This is a genomic window from Aquamicrobium zhengzhouense (genome assembly GCF_016124105.1).
Classification (GTDB): Bacteria; Pseudomonadota; Alphaproteobacteria; order Rhizobiales; family Rhizobiaceae; genus Aerobium; species Aerobium zhengzhouense.
In genome coordinates this window covers 26,242-42,295 of record NZ_JADGMQ010000019.1, presented here as the reverse complement: position 1 = coordinate 42,295, position 16,054 = coordinate 26,242, and the positions used below count along the sequence as shown (strand labels likewise).

Here is a 16,054-nt window from a genome sequence, read left to right as displayed (position 1 = left end):
ATGAGAGAAGCAGTAATTGTCTCCACCGCGCGCACGCCGATCGGCAAGGCGTATCGCGGCGCGTTCAACGCGACGACCGCGCCGCGCCTGATCGGTCATGCGATCGAGCACGCGGTCAAACGGGCTGACGTCGACCCGACCGAAATCGAGGATGTTGTCGTCGGTGCAGCTCTGCAGCAAGGCACGACGCACATGAACATCGCCCGCACCGGCCTGCTGCGTGCCGGACTGCCGGTCACGGTGCCAGGTCAGAGCGTTGACCGCCAGTGCGCCTCTGGCCTGATGGCGATCGCGATTGCCGCCAAGCAGATCATTTCCGACGGTATGCAGATCACGATCGGTGGCGGCGTTGAGCAGATCTCGCTGGTGCAGAATGCGCAGATGAACATCAGCAACTGGCGCGATCCCTGGATCGACGCCAAGCTCCCTCAGACTTACATGTCGATGCTGGAAACGGCGGAGATCGTGGCAGACCGCTACGGCGTCAGCCGCGACGCGCAGGACGAATACGCCCTGCAGTCGCAAAAGCGCACCGCCGCCGCACAGGCAGCCGGCCGCTTCGATGACGAAATTGTGCCGCTGACGACGATCATGCAGGTGACCGACAAGTCAACCGGTGAGGTGTCAGAGAAGGAAATCACCCTTGCCAAGGACGAGGGTAACCGTCCGGAGACAACGCTCGAAAGCCTCACCAACCTCAAACCTGTTTTCCGCGACGGCCAGCGCATTGCCGAAGGCCGCTTCATCACGGCCGGCAATGCCTCGCAGCTATCCGACGGTGCGTCGGCCTCGGTGCTGATGGAGCGCAGTGAAGCTGAAAAGCGCGGCCTTGCGCCACTCGGCCTCTATCGCGGGATCTCCGTCGCGGGCGTTGGCCCGGAGGAAATGGGCATCGGGCCAATTCCCGCCGTTCGCAAGCTCCTCGCCCAGCACAACCTTAAGGTCGAGGACATCGGCCTTTGGGAACTGAACGAGGCCTTTTCGGCGCAAGTCATACCTTCCCGAGATCAGCTGGGCATCCCGAACGAACTGCTCAACGTCGACGGTGGTGCCATCTCAATCGGTCATCCCTACGGCATGTCGGGTGCACGCATGGTCGGCCATGCGCTGATCGAGGGTAAGCGCCGTGGCGCTCGCTACGTTGTCGTCACGATGTGCGTTGGTGGCGGCATGGGCGCCGCGGGACTGTTTGAAGTGCTCTGACACCGTTTGTGCAACAGACATGAAAGAAGGCCGGTTGAGCGATCCACCGGCCTTCTCTTTGTCAGTTCGCCTTATGCGGATTATCGCCCAAGGCCGATCCGCTTGTCGATATGGGCGAGCGGCAGGATTGTGGCTCCAGCTTCAGCGGCCTTCACGATGCGAATTGCTATATCGTCCGGGAATGCAGCGGCCTTTGGCTGTCCGGACGCGCGGGAGACGTGCAATTGCACCTGTTCGTTCCAGGCCAGCAGGTTGCCGTCGCTGTCATGGATTTCGATGTAAAGATGCATGCGCTTGGTGTCTGCAGCCAGAACATGGAGGGTGAACTCCAGCGCCATGCCTTGGTGGCATTCGCGCTGGTAGCCGATGCGCATGTCGAGCGTGTACAGCGTGGCAGACGTCTCATCCCGGTACGCCCGGTCGATGCCGATTACGTCCATGAACGCCGTTACGGTCTGCGAAAAGGCGATCGCATAGGCGAAGTCGCCCATGTGACCATTGTAGTCGACCCATTCCGGACGGACGACATCCGCCCGGCTAAAGGTTGCGGCAGCGCGAAGGTCCGTCATCCCCTGCGACGCTCCAGCAAATTCAGAATCTCGCCGACGACTCCGCGACGGAACAGAAGCACGCAGACCATGAACGTGCCGCCAAGCACCATCGTCACCGGCAGGCCGGAAGTGGCGAGGAAGTTCTGCATTCCGATGAGGATACCCGCCCCCACGACAGGACCAGCCAACGTGCCGATACCGCCGATCAGCGTCATCAAAATGACCTCACCGGACATTTGCCAGGCAACGTCTGCGAGCGTGGCGAACTGGAACAGCAGCGCCTTCAGTGCGCCGGCAAGGCCAGTGAGCCCCGCCGACATGACGAACGCTGCCAGCTTGAAACGCTGGACCGAGTAGCCGAGAGAGATGGTACGAGGCTCGTTCTCGCGGATGGCGCGCAGGATCTGTCCGAACGGCGAATTGACGATGCGCCAGATGAGGACAAGGGAAAGCACAGTAACCGCTGCGATGAAATAGTAGAGGTTCATCGTCTCGTTGAGATCGATGATCCCGAACAGGTGGCCGCGCGAAAAGCCCTGAATGCCGTCCTCGCCGTTGGTGAACGGCGCCTGCAGGCAGAAGAAGTAGAACATCTGCGCCATCGCGAGCGTGATCATCGCGAAGTAGATGCCCTGACGTCGAATTGCGACCGCGCCAATGATGAGGCCAAGCACGATTGCGGCGGCAACGCCCGCGAGAATCGCGAATTCGGGCGTCACTTGCCAAACCTTCAGGGCGTGTGCGGTCACATAGGCAGCACCGCCGAAGAAGGCGGCATGGCCGAAGGAGAGCAGACCCGTGTAGCCGAGAAGGAGGTTGAACGCTGCTGCGAACAGGACGAAGCAAAGCAGCTTCATCACGAAGATTGGGTAGAAGAAGGCTGGCAGGATCGCGAGGACCAGGATCAGAGCCGCGAAGGTGAGCGCAGGAACCGGGCTCTTGCGGGTCGGCATGACGATGGTGTCGGCGTGTTTCGCGGACATGTCAGCTGTCCTTTCCGAAAAGACCGGCCGGGCGCAGCAGGAGCACGATGGCCATGATGACGAAGACAACGATGTTGGCGGCCTCGGGGTAGAAAACCTTGCACAGGCCTTCGACGATGCCGAGCATATAGCCGGTGACGATCGCGCCGAGGATTGAGCCCATGCCGCCGATAACGACGACCGCGAAAACGATGATGATGAGGTTCGAGCCCATCAGCGGGCTAACCTGGAACAGCGGCGCAGCAAGCACGCCGGCTACGCCAGCCAGCGCACAGCCGAAGCCGTAGGTTAGCGTCAGCAGTAAGGGCACATTGACGCCGAAGGCTTGCACCAACGTCGAATTCTCGGTTGCTGCGCGCAGGTAAGCGCCGATCTTGGTCTTCTCGATGATTGCCCATGTGCCGAGGCACACGACCAGCGAGGCGACGACGACCCAACCGCGATAGTTCGGTAGCATCATAAAGCCGATGTTGGTGGCACCGCGCAGCGCCTCAGGCGCTGCGAAGGGCTGGCCAGATGTGCCGAAGTAGTGACGGAAGCCGCCTTCAAGAAGCAGGGCCAGGCCGAAGGTGAAAAGCAGACCGTAAAGATGGTCGAGGCCGTAGAGCGCGCGCAGCATCGTGCGTTCGATCACCATCCCGACCACCGCGACGATCAGCGGCGCGAGAAACAAAGCGCCCCAGTAGCCGATGCCGGCAAAGTTGAGCAGCATCCAGGCCGCGAAGGCGCCCAGCATGTAGAACGCGCCGTGGGCGAAATTGACAATGCGCAACAAGCCAAAGATCACTGCAAGGCCAAGTGACAGCAGCGCATAGAAAGAACCGTTGATCAGGCCGATCAGAAGCTGGCCCGTCAGGACGGGCAGAGCCACTCCGAAAATTGTGGTCATGGTCTCACACCCCCAGGGCCGTATTGAGTGCCTCGGTGCGTGCAGGCAGTTCCGAGACCGTGAAACTGTCGATCACCTGACCGTGGTCCATCACGTAGAAATGGTCGGCGATACGCGACGCAAAGCGGAAGTTCTGCTCGACGAGCAACACACTGACGCCGTGGGTCTTGAGCACCTTCAGCACTTCGCCGATCCGCTCGACGATCACCGGAGCAAGGCCCTCGGTCGGCTCGTCCAGCAAGATCAGGCGCACGCCGGTGCGCAGGATGCGGGCAATCGCAAGCATCTGCTGCTCGCCACCGGAAAGCTTTGTGCCAGGGCTGCCGCGACGCTCGAAGAGGTTCGGGAAGATCTCGTAGATCTTCTCAATGCTCATGCCGCCCTTGGCAACGACCGGCGGCAGGGTCAGGTTTTCCTCCACCGTGAGGCTGGCGAAGATGCCGCGCTCTTCGGGCACGAAACCAAGACCAGCATGCGCGATGCGGTGCAATGGCACGCGCATGATCGACTTCTGCTCGAACTCGACCTCGCCCTTTCGCTTGCGGATAATGCCCATTATGGCGCGCAGCGTCGTCGTCTTGCCGACGCCGTTGCGGCCAAGCAGCGTGACGGTCTCGCCGGGGTAAACGTCGAGGTCGACACCGTGCAGCGCATGGCTCTCGCCGTACCAGGCTTCGAGCTTGCGCACTTTAAGCTGCGGTGCCGCGCCGCCACCGCGCGCAACCGTTGCAGGCGCAGTCAGCGTATCAGTGGCTGTCATCTTCGGAACCCATGTATGCTTCGCGCACGCGCGGATCGGCGCTGACGGTCGCGTAGTCGCCGCGCGCCAGAATCTCGCCCCGCTGCAGCACGGTGATGTCGTCGCCAATGTCTCCGACGACCTTGAGATTGTGCTCGACCATCACGAGAGCGCAGTCGCGGGAGACAGTTTTGATGAGCTTTGCCATGTGTTCGACGTCCTCCTGGCCCATACCGGCCAGTGGTTCGTCGAGGAGAAGGACGCGTGGCTCGAGAGCCAGAGTCGTCGCGATTTCGAGCGCGCGCTTGCGCCCGTAGGAAAGGTTGTTGGCGCGCAACTGTGCCATGTCGGCAAGCCCAACGCGGTCCAGCAACTCCATCGCCTGCCGGTTGAGCCGGTCGAGGCTGATCAGCGAGCGCCAGAATTGGCGGGACATGTTGTTGGGCCGCTGCAGGGCAACGCGGACGTTGTCCAGCAACGTCATGTCGCCAAACGTGGCAGAGATCTGGAACGACCTGACCATGCCCATCCGCGCCACGCTGGCCGGATCCATCGCCGTGATGTCGGTCCCATCGAGCACGATGCGACCCTCAGTTGGCTTGAGGAACTTGGTCAACAGGTTGAACACGGTACTCTTGCCGGCGCCGTTGGGGCCGATCAGCGCATGGATCCGGCCGTGGCACACGTCCAAGTCGACGTTGTTGACGGCAGTAAACGGTCCGAAGCGCTTGGTCAGCCCCCGTGCCGAAAGTACGGCACGGGGTGCGCCAGCATCGGCAGGAGCCGCAGCTGGATTATTGGTCATGGTCGCTGGGATCACTTCTTGACGAGCGGGCAAGTGCTGTTTTCGAGCGAAGCGAATGCTTCTTTGCCCGGGATCGTGGCGAGAACCTCGTAGAGATCGCCTTCAGAGGTGGACTCGGACGGCTTCTTCACACGCACGAGGAACATGTCATGGACCACGCGGCCATCTTCACGCAGGTATGCGTTGCGGTTGAAGAAGTCGTTGATGTCCATGCCGCGCATGGCTTCCATCACCTTCGAGCCGCTCTTGGCCTGACCGGCAGCTTCTGCAGCCTTCAGATAGTTCATGACGGACGAGTAGACGCCGGCGTGAACCATGGTCGGCTTCTTGCCTCCCATGCGCTCGCTATAGCGCGCGGACCATTCGCGGGTCGCATCGTCCATGTCCCAGTAGAAGGCGGTGGTGAGCGTCAGGTCCTGCGCGATGTCGAGACCTACGCCTTGGACGTCGGTCAGGAACAGCAGCATGCCCGCGACCTTCTGGCCAGCCTCGGTGATGCCGAATTCCTGCATCTGCTTGAGCGCAGTCATCGTGTCGCCCGACGAGTTGGCGAGCGCGATCACGTCTGCGCCAGACGCCTGTGCCTGCAGGATGTAGGATGAGAAGTCGGTGGTTTCGCGCGGATGGCGGACGGAACCGATGACTTCACCGCCTGCAGCGGTGACAGCCTGCGTGGTGTCAGCCTCAAGCGCATGGCCGAAGGTGTAGTCGACGGTGATGAAGTACCACTTCTTTGCGCCACCCTGCGTCAGCGCTCTGCCGGTCCCGTTAGCCAGCGCGTAGGTATCCCAGGTCCACTGCGCCGTCGACGCCGAACAGGCTTCGGCGGTCAGAGCGGACGAGCCAGCGGTCGAGATCAGGAAAGCGGTGTCCTTCTGGCGGGTGATTTCCTGCACAGCCATAGCAACCGACGAGGTCGGCACGTCGACAACGGCGACAACATTCTGCTCATCGATCCAGGTGCGTGCCAGCGTCGAGCCGATATCCGGCTTGTTCTGGTGGTCGCCGACGATGACCTCGATGCCCTCTCCCAGCAGCTTGCCACCAAAATCCTCGACGGCCATCTGCGCGGCCACAACCGAGCCCTGACCAGAAAGGTCGTAGTTCATGCCGGACATGTCCGTCAGAACGCCAATTCGGTAAGGCTCCGCGAAAGCGGCGGCGGCGGTCAGCGTAAACACGCTCGACAGAATAATGGTCTTCAGATTCTTCATTCTAATGCTCCTCCTTGATGCACAGACGTGCGTAGTCCCCGGCTGCCGCGCTCGCGCCCGACCCCCAGTGATTATTTGCGGCCGGCTTCTTCTAGAAGACGTCGCGATAGGTAGAACTGATCGGCTTCGCTCCATCCCGCCCAGTTCTGGCGGGCATGCCCGTCAATGGCGGACTTGGTCATGCGCAGGGCAAGCGCAGGAACTTCGGCAAGTTCCGCCGCCCATGCCCAAGCAGCGTTGACCGCGGCGCCGTCATCCACAATGCGATCGCAAAGACCAAGCGACAGAGCCTCCTCTGGGCCGATCTTCTCGTCACAGAAAAGGACACGCTTGGCGCGCGACGACCCCAGACGCTCGACGAGGAGCGGCAAGCCTCCCCACCCGAGCGTCATGCCGAGCCGCACTTCGGGAAAGCTCAGGTAAGATGATGAACCCATCACGCGAAAATCTGCCGTCAGCGCCAAGATGGCTCCGCCACCGATCGCCGGCCCCTCGATTGCTGCGATCACGGCCTGTGGCACCTGCCGCCAGGCATCAGTCATACGCCCGCCGGCATTCATTGCCTGCGCGCGTTCTACATCGCCAGCACCCGTCTTCCAAAGCTCCTCGTCCTTAAGGTCCACCCCGGCAGCGAATATCGCAGCGGCACCCGTAAGGACAACAGCGTCAACGTCGACCCGTTGCCCCACAGCAATAGCGGCCGACTCCAAGCCCGCAATGAGCTCAGAATTCAGAGCGTTCGCCTTTCCGCCTCGGTCGAAACGAACGGTCGCCACCTTGCCCTCAACGGACGTCGATACTGCCGACATATGGCCTCCCTGCCCCTCCCAACGCGCGGTTCCTAACAAACCGCTTTGACATACTACCGAGTATGTTGCATATCTATTTTCAGGATTGCAAGGCATATTTTCGTCGGGCAGATAGCCACTGGGGAGGAGCCCAGCAGCTGTGAAAATGCTCTGAGGCCTTCGGAAGGAGAGGACATGACGACCGGTACAGTCTGCGCATCGGATCCGGCACTCGACCGCAACCGTGCGGTGCTCCGCTACATCTTGGAGACCTATGCGGCCGAGCGGCCCGAGGATCCGTTTGTTCAGTTCTGGCCGGGCGACGAGTGGAGCTACGGCGAGACGCTACGGCGCGTACGCCTTCGCGCAACCACGCTTGCCCGCGCTGGCGTGAAGCGCGGCGATCACGTCCTTTGCATGATGGGCAACGGGCCTGACCTGCTCTGCACCTGGTTCGCCATCAACTATCTCGGTGCCGTTTACGTACCGATCAATACGGCTGCGCGCGGCCGTGTCCTCGAGCACATTCTTGATGACGCCGACGCGCCTCTTCTCGTTGCTGCTGCCTCGCTGGTCGAGCGTTTGGGCGAGGTCTCTCCGGGCAAAGTGAAGACCGTGCTGGTCGTGGAAGGCGAAGCGCAGGCGGTTGCGGGCCTCGATGTACGCATGCTGGAAGACCCGGTCGAGGAAGAGGCGAGCCTTCTCGAACTCTCCAGCCCGATCGAGCCGTGGGATCTCTACGCGATCATGTACACCTCCGGCACGACCGGGAATGCAAAGGGCGTGATGAGCAGCTACACGCAGCTTTATACGATGGGCCCGGATGCGTTTGACTGCGTCGAGGAAGACGATCGTTGCATGATCTGCGGCCCGATCTTCCACTGCGGCTCGACGCTCTACGTCTATGCGATGCTCGCGCGTGGCCTTTCCATCGGCATGACGCGCGAGTTCAAGACAGGCACCTTCTGGCAGGCCGTGCGCGAGACCGGTTCGACCTACTGCCTGCTGCTTGGCGTGATGGCGAGCTTCCTGCTGAAGCAACCGCCGTCATCTGACGACAAGAACCATCCGCTGCGCCGCGCATTCATCACGCCATTCGGCGAAGACGGCCCGCTGTTTGCCGAGCGTTTTGGCGTCGACGCGTGGACCATCTACAACATGACCGAAATTTCGTCACCGATGGTCGCGGGCCCTGGCATCACGGCCAAGGGCATCGCCGGCAAGCCGCGGCCCTGGTATGAGATGCGCATCGTCGACGAAAACGACATCGAGGTTCCGGACGGTCAGGTTGGCGAGCTCATTGTGCGTACCCACCGTCCATGGGCGCTGATGCGCGGTTACTACAACAATCCGAAAGCCACGGTTGAAGCGATGCGAAACGGCTGGTTCCATACCGGAGACGGATTTCGTCGCGAGAAGGACGGAACCTACTTCTTCGTCGACCGCCTCAAGGACGTGATCCGTCGCCGGGGGGAGAATATTTCGTCCTTCGCCCTGGAAAACGAGGTTCTGAACATTGCGGCCATCCGCGAGTGCGCTGCAGTCGCGGTGCCCTCCGAGTTCAGTGAAGACGAGGTGCTTATTGTCGTGACGCCGGTTGAAGGGGCGACCATCGACCCGGTAGCGGTTACCGAGGAACTGACCAAGACGCTGCCGCAATTCATGGTGCCGCGCTACATCCGTATCCTCGACGAACTTCCAAAGACCGCATCCGGCAAGGTGCAGAAGCATATCCTTCGCTCTGCTGGTGTTACGCCCGACACGTTCGACCGTACCACTCAGGCCCCAGCGCGCGTCAACGCCTAACCGCCGCCAAGTAGCTCGACCGAGGATTTTCGCATGTCCCAGAACGCATTACCGCGCGTCACATATTCCAACATCCAGGCCGATTTTTCCGGCGTCCATGACCTCCTCGATACCGTGATCGCAAAGGTACGTGCCGAGGTGCTCGGCAAGGCTTGGCCGCACCGCATCGGTGGCGAGGATGTAGCCGCCGGCGATATCTACGACGCTGTCTCGCCGATAGACAACCGGATCCTGCTGGGTCGCTTCCACCGCGCCGATGCAGCAGTCGTCGACCGCGCCGTCGCCGCCGCACGTGCGGCGCAAAAGTCGTGGGGCGCTATGCCATGGCAGGACCGCCTCGTAGCGATACGCCACTTTGCCGACCAGTTGGAAAACGAGAAATTCCAGCTCGCCGCTGCCTGCCTAATTGAGGTCGGCAAGTCCCGCCTTGAGGCGATGGGTGAGGCCGAAGAGGCGATCGACTTGGTGCGCTACTACGCATCGCAGATGGAGGAGAACAACGGCTTCGTCCGCCCGCTGCAGCGCGCCTTCGACAATGAGGAGACCAGCGATCGGCTGCGCCCCTATGGCGTCTTCGGCGTCATCGCGCCGTTCAACTTCCCGCTGGCATTGTCGGTCGGCATGCTGTCGAGCGCGCTGATCGCTGGCAACACAGTGGTCTACAAGCCGAGTGAATTTGCTGGACTGACCGGCGCCCTCATCATGCGCGCAGCCGATGCAGCCGGACTTCCAGCTGGCGTTCTCAACATGATCTGTGGCGATGGCAGCGCAGGACAGGCGATGATCGATCATCAGGGCTTCGACGGCTTTGCCTTTACCGGCAGCCACAAGGTTGGTTCCGATATGCTGCGCAAGGTCGCGAGCGGTGTCTTCAACCGTCCGGTCATCGCCGAGATGGGCGGCAAGAACCCGACCTATGTCGCAGCTTCTGCCGATGTCGAGCGCGCAGCACAGGGCATGATGCGTTCAGCCTTCGGCCTGCAGGGCCAGAAATGCTCGGCCGGATCCAAGGTCTACGTCCATACCAGCATCCGGGAGGCCTTTGTTGAGAGACTGGTCGCACTGACGAAATCGATCCGCATTGGAGATCCGAGTGGCCGCGACATCTTCATGGGACCGATCATCAATGAGACCGCCTTCCGCCGTTTCGAGCAGGCAAGCGTCGACGCGGCGCGCGATGGACGCATCCTTGCAGGCGGGAACCGACTTACGGGCGGGATCTACGACCACGGCTTTTATATCGAACCGACCATCGTCGACAGCCTGCCCGCCGACCATCCGCTCAATCGCGACGAACTCTTCCTGCCGTTCCTGACGGTTCAGGTCTTCGACGACCTTGAAGCCGCAATCGCCGACGGCAATGCCATCGCCTATGGCCTCACCGCCGGCTGCTATGCGAGCGATCAAGCCGAGATCGACCTTTTCCTAGACCGTGCTCAAGCAGGCGCCCTCTACGTCAACCGCGCAAGCGGCGCGACCACAGGTGCCTGGCCAGGCATCCAGACATTCTGTGGCTGGAAAGGCTCAGGCCTATCGGGCAAAGGCGGCCTTGGGCCCTTCTACCTACCGCAGTTCATGAGGGAACAGAGCCATACGATCTGGAAGGATTGACCGTGTGGGCATGTAAATGGCCGCCGAATCCTCGGGACATTGCATAGCGGTGCTGCACGGACGATGCATGAATTGTTGCGAGACCACCTGAATGCTCTCGCCACTCACATCTGCGCGCCGCCTCCGCAGCGCGCAGATGCCTCCACGATACCAGCAACTACGCCCTGATCTCTTGCCTTTGGAACACCACGTAGGCCGCGGTGAACAGAGCGAGCATGGCGGCGATGAGGGCGGAGATTTGGGGCCAGACGATCAGGAGGCTTTGCCCGGTTGGCAAGGGCGAGCCGATGACTGCGCCGTGCAGCTGGTGCATGAACAGCGGGCCGACGGAGCGTGCCGCGGGATCGAGCAGGATGCCCGTCACCTCACCGTAAAGCGTCTGCGGAGAAAGGCGAGAAATCGCCTGACGCCACTCGAAGCTGTTCAGGATGCTGGCGGGTTCGAGCGGGTCGACGGGAGCCACCACGCCGGCCACAAGCGGTGCGACCATGCCCCAGAAGACAGCCAGGATCAGCCAGACAGACAGGGCTGCGAGCGCGGATGTGGCCGGGGTGCGGATCAGCGTCGACAGTGCGATCGCCAGCGCCAGCCATACGCCTGCATAGGCAAGCGTGACGACAAGCCAGGCGACGCTGCGCACAATATCGCCCCCGGAGGGCGGCAGACCCAAGAACAGCATGCCGAGCCCGACCATCAATAGCCAAAGTGTCAGCAGAGACACGGCGAGAACGATCAGCCCACCCAAGAATTTTCCGAAGAGCATCGCATCGCGGTAGATCGGCTGTGCAAGCACCCGGCTCATCGTGCGCCTGTTGAACTCGCCATTGATTGCGTCAAAGCCGAGTGCAATCGACACCAGCGGCAGCAGAAACCCGAGGAACGCCGCGAACGATGGCAGGGGGTCCTGCGCGACCGTAAACAGCTTTAGAAAAAGGTAGGCGTCCTCAGCGGTGGTATCGCGCAAGCGACCGATCGAGCCATAGACCGCACCAAGTGCTGTCAAGATGACCAGTAGCATGATCATGTGCATGCGGGCGCTGGTCATGTGATCGGCCGCCTCCTTCAGCGCGATCGCACCAACCCCAGTGAATGGAGAGCCACTACGCCGCATTGGCTACCTCCGTGAAATAGCGGTTGTAAGCCTCATCCAACCGCGCACGGCGCAGGTCCAGATTGCGCAACGAACCACCCGCATCGACCACGATCTTTGCAAGCTCAGGCCGAACGTCTCGCGTGGCTTCGACCTGCCAGACGCCGTCAGACACCTTTGCCACCGATGCAACGCCATCAGCCTTTTGCGCCAAGCTGGTGAGATCGATACCACCTGCCTCAACATCAACGATGAAAGCGCCGCGACCGATTTGCTGGGCAAGCTCGTCGACTGTGCCGAAGAAGCCGATCCGCCCCTTGTTGAACAGGGCAACTCGACTGCAGATCGCCTGCACCACATCCAACTGATGCGAGGACAGAAGGATCGTGATGCCCTCGCTTGCCAACTGCTGAATGAGCTCCAGCAACTCGTGCGTCGATTGTGGATCGAGCCCTGAAGTTGGCTCATCGAGGATCATTACCTTGCAATCGCGCATCAGGAGCTCAGCTATCCCGAGGCGCTGGCGCATACCACGCGAATAGGTCGAGACACGCCGGCGGCCAGCATCGCCCAAGCGCACCCGCTCCAGCGCGGCATCGATCCGATGATCAATCGCCTTTCGCGACAAGCCGGCCAGCTTTCCCGTGTAGACAAGGTTTTCGCGTCCGGTCATCGTGTCGTAGAAGCCGACAGCATCCGGCAGATAGCCAACCTCGCGCTTGACCTCCAACGGCTGTCGCAGCGGATCCTTGCCAAGGACGCTGACCTCGCCTTCACTGGCCTCCGTCAGGCCAAGGAGCATAAGGATCGTTGTGGTCTTTCCGGCACCATTGGGACCAAGCAGACCGATAACCTCACCCTGGTGGACGGTCATGTCGACGCCGGCGACAGCCACTGCCTCGCCGTAGCGTTTGACCAGCCCCTTTGCTTCAAGAACGATCGCGCTCATCGCCGGCCATACCTCATCACGGCACCGCCCATCACGAGCGCTGCAGCGGCGATCACACCAAGACCCGCCGCGCCCCAGAGGGTCGACGTCTTGACGGTGACGCGGAACTGAACGTTTTCTGAAACGACATCGTTCGAGGTGCGGATGCCGACCATATAATCGCCCGCAATAGCCTGCTCGGATGGCGTCATCCGGACGTTGAATTCACGCGCTTCGTTGGGGGCGATCTGCGCGATATCCTTAGGCTCGAACTCGACCTTCCAGCCTGCTGGCGGCGTGGCGTTCAGTTCGACATCCGATGCGGGCGCGGTGCCCGTGTTCACGAGCGTGAAGGTAAAGCTCGCCTCCTTGCCGGCCACTGCCTCGCCAGACAGGCGCTCCTGTGGGCCAACGATACGGATTTGCGGCTCACCGGTGACTTCAAGGCTGAGCTGAACAGTACTGCTCATGCCCTCGCCCGACACTTCAAGCCCTGCCTCATAGCGTCCGGCCGCAACACCGCGAGACGGAACGACTTCCATCGTCACGGTTTCGGTCGCACCGGCCGCGATCGGAAGACCCGTGATTTCCTCCGAGCCATAGCCTTTCTTGAAGCGGGTCTGGAACCCGTTCGGAACGCTAGCGGCAAGGTTGAACAGCCCATCCTCAGCGCCCTCGTTCTTGACCTTCACCTTGAATGAAAAGGTAGAACGCGCTGTACCGCGCAGTGCTGGCAGTTCTGGTTCAAGCGAAAGACCCGTTACATCTTCCTCGGCTTGCGACAGCGAAACCAGCAGCGGCAATGTAATCGTCTCGCGCGCCGTTTGCGCGCGAACTTCGATCGCATGCGCGTCATCGGTGCCAGCATCTTGCGGTGGGGTCAGCTCCAGCGTCAGGCGTTCGGTGGAATCCGGGGAGACGATTGCAGCCGAGACGTCACGCCCTCCCCCCTTGAGGGCCCATTCCCAGCCTTCCGGAACGCCCGAGATCTCAATGCTGGCGCGCTGGGGCGGCAGCTTTTCGTTGCGCAGGGACAGCGAGACCGAGTGCGTTTCACCCGGCTTGATCTTCAGTTCCGGCCAGGACGTCGTCAGCCAAAGCCCCTGGAGTTCGGACTGCGCCCGAGCGTCCGTCTCCTGCGCCAAAAGTGGCGAAGGCACTATCAGGGACGCGCCAAGCGCTGCTGCCAATAGGTGTTGGATTGTTCTCATCATCTTCTCCCGATGTTCCATGACAGGTAACAATCCGGAGGCGCGCGCTCGCGTTGACCGGCAGGAGGCACGCACCCCCGCATCTCATTTTTCACGCGCCCGGAAGGCGCTGCTTGGTCATTTGTGCGAAGACCCTTTCTTGCTCTCCATCTGCCCTTTACGAAGACCAAACGTGGTCATCAGCTCGACGCATCTGCGCAGGCTCTCAACAAAGGGCGGCCAAGGCTGGCGATGAATATTCTTCATGTGCTTGCCCCATCCTTCGCGCAGTCTGAGGCCTAGGCTGCCCACTTGCGGTCCGTCAGCGCCGAGACTTGCGCTGCCGCGCTGAACATCAGCGCAGACGCGGCGGTGCGGCGATCCCAGCCGACTGCGGTCATACGCTCGAGCAGCGTATCCACCAGCGGCGCGACTACCTCGCGCGCTTCCGCATCGTGGTCCAAAAGTTCAGCCGAGGGATGAGTTGGAGCGGGCATGGCATCAAAGTCTGCCATGTGGGTCATGTCAGCCTCCGATCAGTCATTTTGGCCCCGCGCCCGATCGAGAGCGCGGGGGATTAAGTGTTGAGCTGTAAGGGTGCTTAGAAGTCCATGCCACCTGGCATTGCCGGAGCCGCTTCCTTCTTCGGCTTCTCGGCAATCATGGCCTCGGTGGTGACGAGCAGGCCGGCAACAGATGCTGCGTCCTGCAGCGCGGTGCGAACAACCTTCGCCGGATCGATCACGCCCTGCGAGAACATGTCACCATATTCGCCCGTCTGCGCGTTCCAGCCATAAGCGAAGTCGGTCTTTTCGCGCAGCTTGCCGACGATGATTGAACCTTCAGCACCTGCGTTCGCCGCGATCTGGCGAACCGGAGCTTCGATCGCGCGGCGCACAATATCGATGCCGTGCTTCTGATCATCATTGTCGGTCGCAACGTCGTCGAGCGCCTTGGCAGCACGCAGGAGCGCGACGCCACCGCCCGGCAGGATGCCTTCTTCGACTGCCGCGCGCGTTGCGTGCAGCGCGTCGTCGACGCGGTCCTTCTTCTCCTTGACCTCGATCTCGGTTGCGCCGCCAACACGGATCACTGCGACGCCACCGGCGAGCTTTGCCAGACGCTCCTGCAGCTTTTCGCGATCGTAGTCGGACGTGGTCTCCTCGATCTGGGCCTTGATCTGGGTGACGCGGCCGTCGATCTGCTCCTTCGCACCAGCGCCATCAACGATGGTGGTGTTTTCCTTCTCGATGACGACCTTCTTGGCGCGGCCGAGCATGTCGAGGGTGACATTTTCGAGCCTGATGCCAAGGTCTTCCGAGATGGCCGTGCCGCCAGTGAGAATGGCGATATCTTCCAGCATCGCCTTGCGACGATCGCCGAAGCCCGGAGCCTTGACCGCAGCCACCTTCAGGCCGCCGCGCAGCTTGTTGACCACCAGCGTTGCCAACGCTTCGCCTTCGACGTCTTCGGCAATGATGACCAGCGGCTTGCCTGACTGGACGACTGCTTCCAGAACCGGAAGCATCGACTGGAGGTTCGACAGCTTCTTCTCGTGGATCAGAACATACGGGTCGTCGAACTCGACACGCATCTTGTCCTGATTGGTCACGAAATAGGGCGACAGGTAGCCGCGGTCGAACTGCATGCCCTCGACGACTTCGAGTTCGGTGTCGGCGGTCTTGGCCTCTTCGACCGTGATCACACCTTCATTGCCGACCTTCTCCATGGCTTCAGCCAGGAAGCGGCCGATCTCGGTATCGCCATTGGCCGAAATCGTGCCGACCTGCGCGATCTCGTCGTTCTTCGAGATCTTGCGGGCATTCGACTTGAGTTCGGCAACGACTGCCTCGACGGCCTTGTCGATACCGCGCTTGAGGTCCATCGGGTTCATGCCCGACGCAACGGCCTTGGCGCCTTCCTTGACGATCGCTTGCGCCAGAACGGTTGCGGTGGTGGTACCGTCACCGGCCAGATCATTGGTCCTGGAAGCAACCTCGCGCACCATCTGTGCGCCCATATTCTCGAACTTGTCTTCAAGCTCGATTTCCTTGGCGACCGATACACCATCCTTGGTGATGCGCGGAGCACCGAACGACTTATCGATCACGACGTTGCGCCCCTTCGGGCCGAGCGTCACCTTGACTGCGTTTGCAAGAATGTCGACGCCGCGCAGCATGCGCTCGCGTGCATCCATGTTGAACTTGACGTCCTTGGCAGCCATTTCATCACTCCTTTATAGGCAGTTTGGCACGTT

At 61.4% G+C, this 16,054-nt stretch carries 15 protein-coding genes; 3 read left to right on the top strand and 12 right to left on the bottom strand.

Annotation, left to right across the window (positions count from 1 at the left end; translation table 11 throughout):
* Window positions 1-1,203, top strand: a complete 1,203-nt coding sequence (locus tag IOD40_RS18350) for an acetyl-CoA C-acyltransferase (RefSeq protein ID WP_198478154.1) — start codon at window positions 1-3, stop codon at window positions 1,201-1,203.
* Between the two features lie 80 nt (window positions 1,204-1,283).
* Here the strand turns inward: IOD40_RS18350 and IOD40_RS18345 are convergent, their stop codons facing one another.
* From IOD40_RS18345 to IOD40_RS18315, 7 genes are all read right to left on the bottom strand, one after another.
* The gene (locus IOD40_RS18345) at window positions 1,284-1,772 is read right to left on the bottom strand and encodes a thioesterase family protein (protein ID WP_198478153.1); all 489 of its coding nucleotides are present in this window, start codon (window positions 1,770-1,772) and stop codon (window positions 1,284-1,286) included.
* Complete coding sequence (locus IOD40_RS18340) at window positions 1,769-2,737, bottom strand: branched-chain amino acid ABC transporter permease (protein ID WP_198478152.1); 969 nt, start codon at window positions 2,735-2,737, stop codon at window positions 1,769-1,771. Before IOD40_RS18340 ends, IOD40_RS18345 begins: the two co-directional genes overlap by 4 nt.
* A gap of 1 nt (window position 2,738) precedes the next feature.
* Window positions 2,739-3,626, bottom strand: coding sequence for a branched-chain amino acid ABC transporter permease (locus IOD40_RS18335; protein WP_198478151.1), 888 nt, complete (start codon window positions 3,624-3,626; stop codon window positions 2,739-2,741).
* A gap of 4 nt (window positions 3,627-3,630) precedes the next feature.
* A complete protein-coding gene (locus IOD40_RS18330; protein WP_128490632.1) occupies window positions 3,631-4,386 on the bottom strand; it encodes an ABC transporter ATP-binding protein in 756 nt (251 codons plus the stop codon).
* Entirely contained in the window at window positions 4,373-5,170 is a 798-nt protein-coding gene (locus IOD40_RS18325) for an ABC transporter ATP-binding protein (RefSeq protein WP_128490633.1), read from the bottom strand. The genes IOD40_RS18330 and IOD40_RS18325 overlap by 14 nt, the downstream gene beginning before the upstream one ends.
* 11 nt (window positions 5,171-5,181) lie before the next feature.
* The gene (locus IOD40_RS18320) at window positions 5,182-6,384 is read right to left on the bottom strand and encodes an ABC transporter substrate-binding protein (RefSeq protein ID WP_198478150.1); all 1,203 of its coding nucleotides are present in this window, start codon (window positions 6,382-6,384) and stop codon (window positions 5,182-5,184) included.
* Between the two features lie 71 nt (window positions 6,385-6,455).
* On the bottom strand, window positions 6,456-7,193 hold the full coding sequence (locus IOD40_RS18315; RefSeq protein WP_198478149.1) for an enoyl-CoA hydratase/isomerase family protein: 738 nt from the start codon (window positions 7,191-7,193) through the stop codon (window positions 6,456-6,458).
* A gap of 174 nt (window positions 7,194-7,367) precedes the next feature.
* Here IOD40_RS18315 and IOD40_RS18310 point away from each other — a divergent pair, with 174 nt between their 5' ends.
* Entirely contained in the window at window positions 7,368-8,978 is a 1,611-nt protein-coding gene (locus IOD40_RS18310) for an AMP-binding protein (protein ID WP_198478148.1), read from the top strand.
* 33 nt (window positions 8,979-9,011) lie between these two features.
* Window positions 9,012-10,589: an aldehyde dehydrogenase family protein gene (locus tag IOD40_RS18305; protein WP_198478147.1), complete on the top strand. Its 1,578-nt coding sequence runs from the start codon at window positions 9,012-9,014 to the stop codon at window positions 10,587-10,589.
* 157 nt (window positions 10,590-10,746) lie between these two features.
* Here the strand turns inward: IOD40_RS18305 and IOD40_RS18300 are convergent, their stop codons facing one another.
* The 5 genes from IOD40_RS18300 to groL all read right to left on the bottom strand — a co-directional run bounded on the left by IOD40_RS18300 (window position 10,747) and on the right by groL (window position 16,021).
* Entirely contained in the window at window positions 10,747-11,700 is a 954-nt protein-coding gene (locus IOD40_RS18300; protein ID WP_198478146.1) for an ABC transporter permease, read from the bottom strand.
* Window positions 11,690-12,628 carry an ABC transporter ATP-binding protein gene (locus IOD40_RS18295; protein WP_198478145.1) on the bottom strand — a complete coding sequence of 313 codons (939 nt, stop codon included), beginning with the start codon at window positions 12,626-12,628 and terminating at the stop codon, window positions 11,690-11,692. The genes IOD40_RS18300 and IOD40_RS18295 overlap by 11 nt, the downstream gene beginning before the upstream one ends.
* The gene (locus IOD40_RS18290) at window positions 12,625-13,818 is read right to left on the bottom strand and encodes a COG1470 family protein (protein WP_198478144.1); all 1,194 of its coding nucleotides are present in this window, start codon (window positions 13,816-13,818) and stop codon (window positions 12,625-12,627) included. The genes IOD40_RS18295 and IOD40_RS18290 overlap by 4 nt, the downstream gene beginning before the upstream one ends.
* Before the next feature lie 278 nt (window positions 13,819-14,096).
* Window positions 14,097-14,321, bottom strand: a complete 225-nt coding sequence (locus tag IOD40_RS18285; RefSeq protein WP_198478143.1) for a hypothetical protein — start codon at window positions 14,319-14,321, stop codon at window positions 14,097-14,099.
* Window positions 14,322-14,398: 77 nt separating this feature from the next.
* A complete protein-coding gene (gene groL / locus IOD40_RS18280) occupies window positions 14,399-16,021 on the bottom strand; it encodes a chaperonin GroEL (RefSeq protein WP_198478142.1) in 1,623 nt (540 codons plus the stop codon).
* Between the last annotated feature and the right edge of the window lie 33 nt (window positions 16,022-16,054).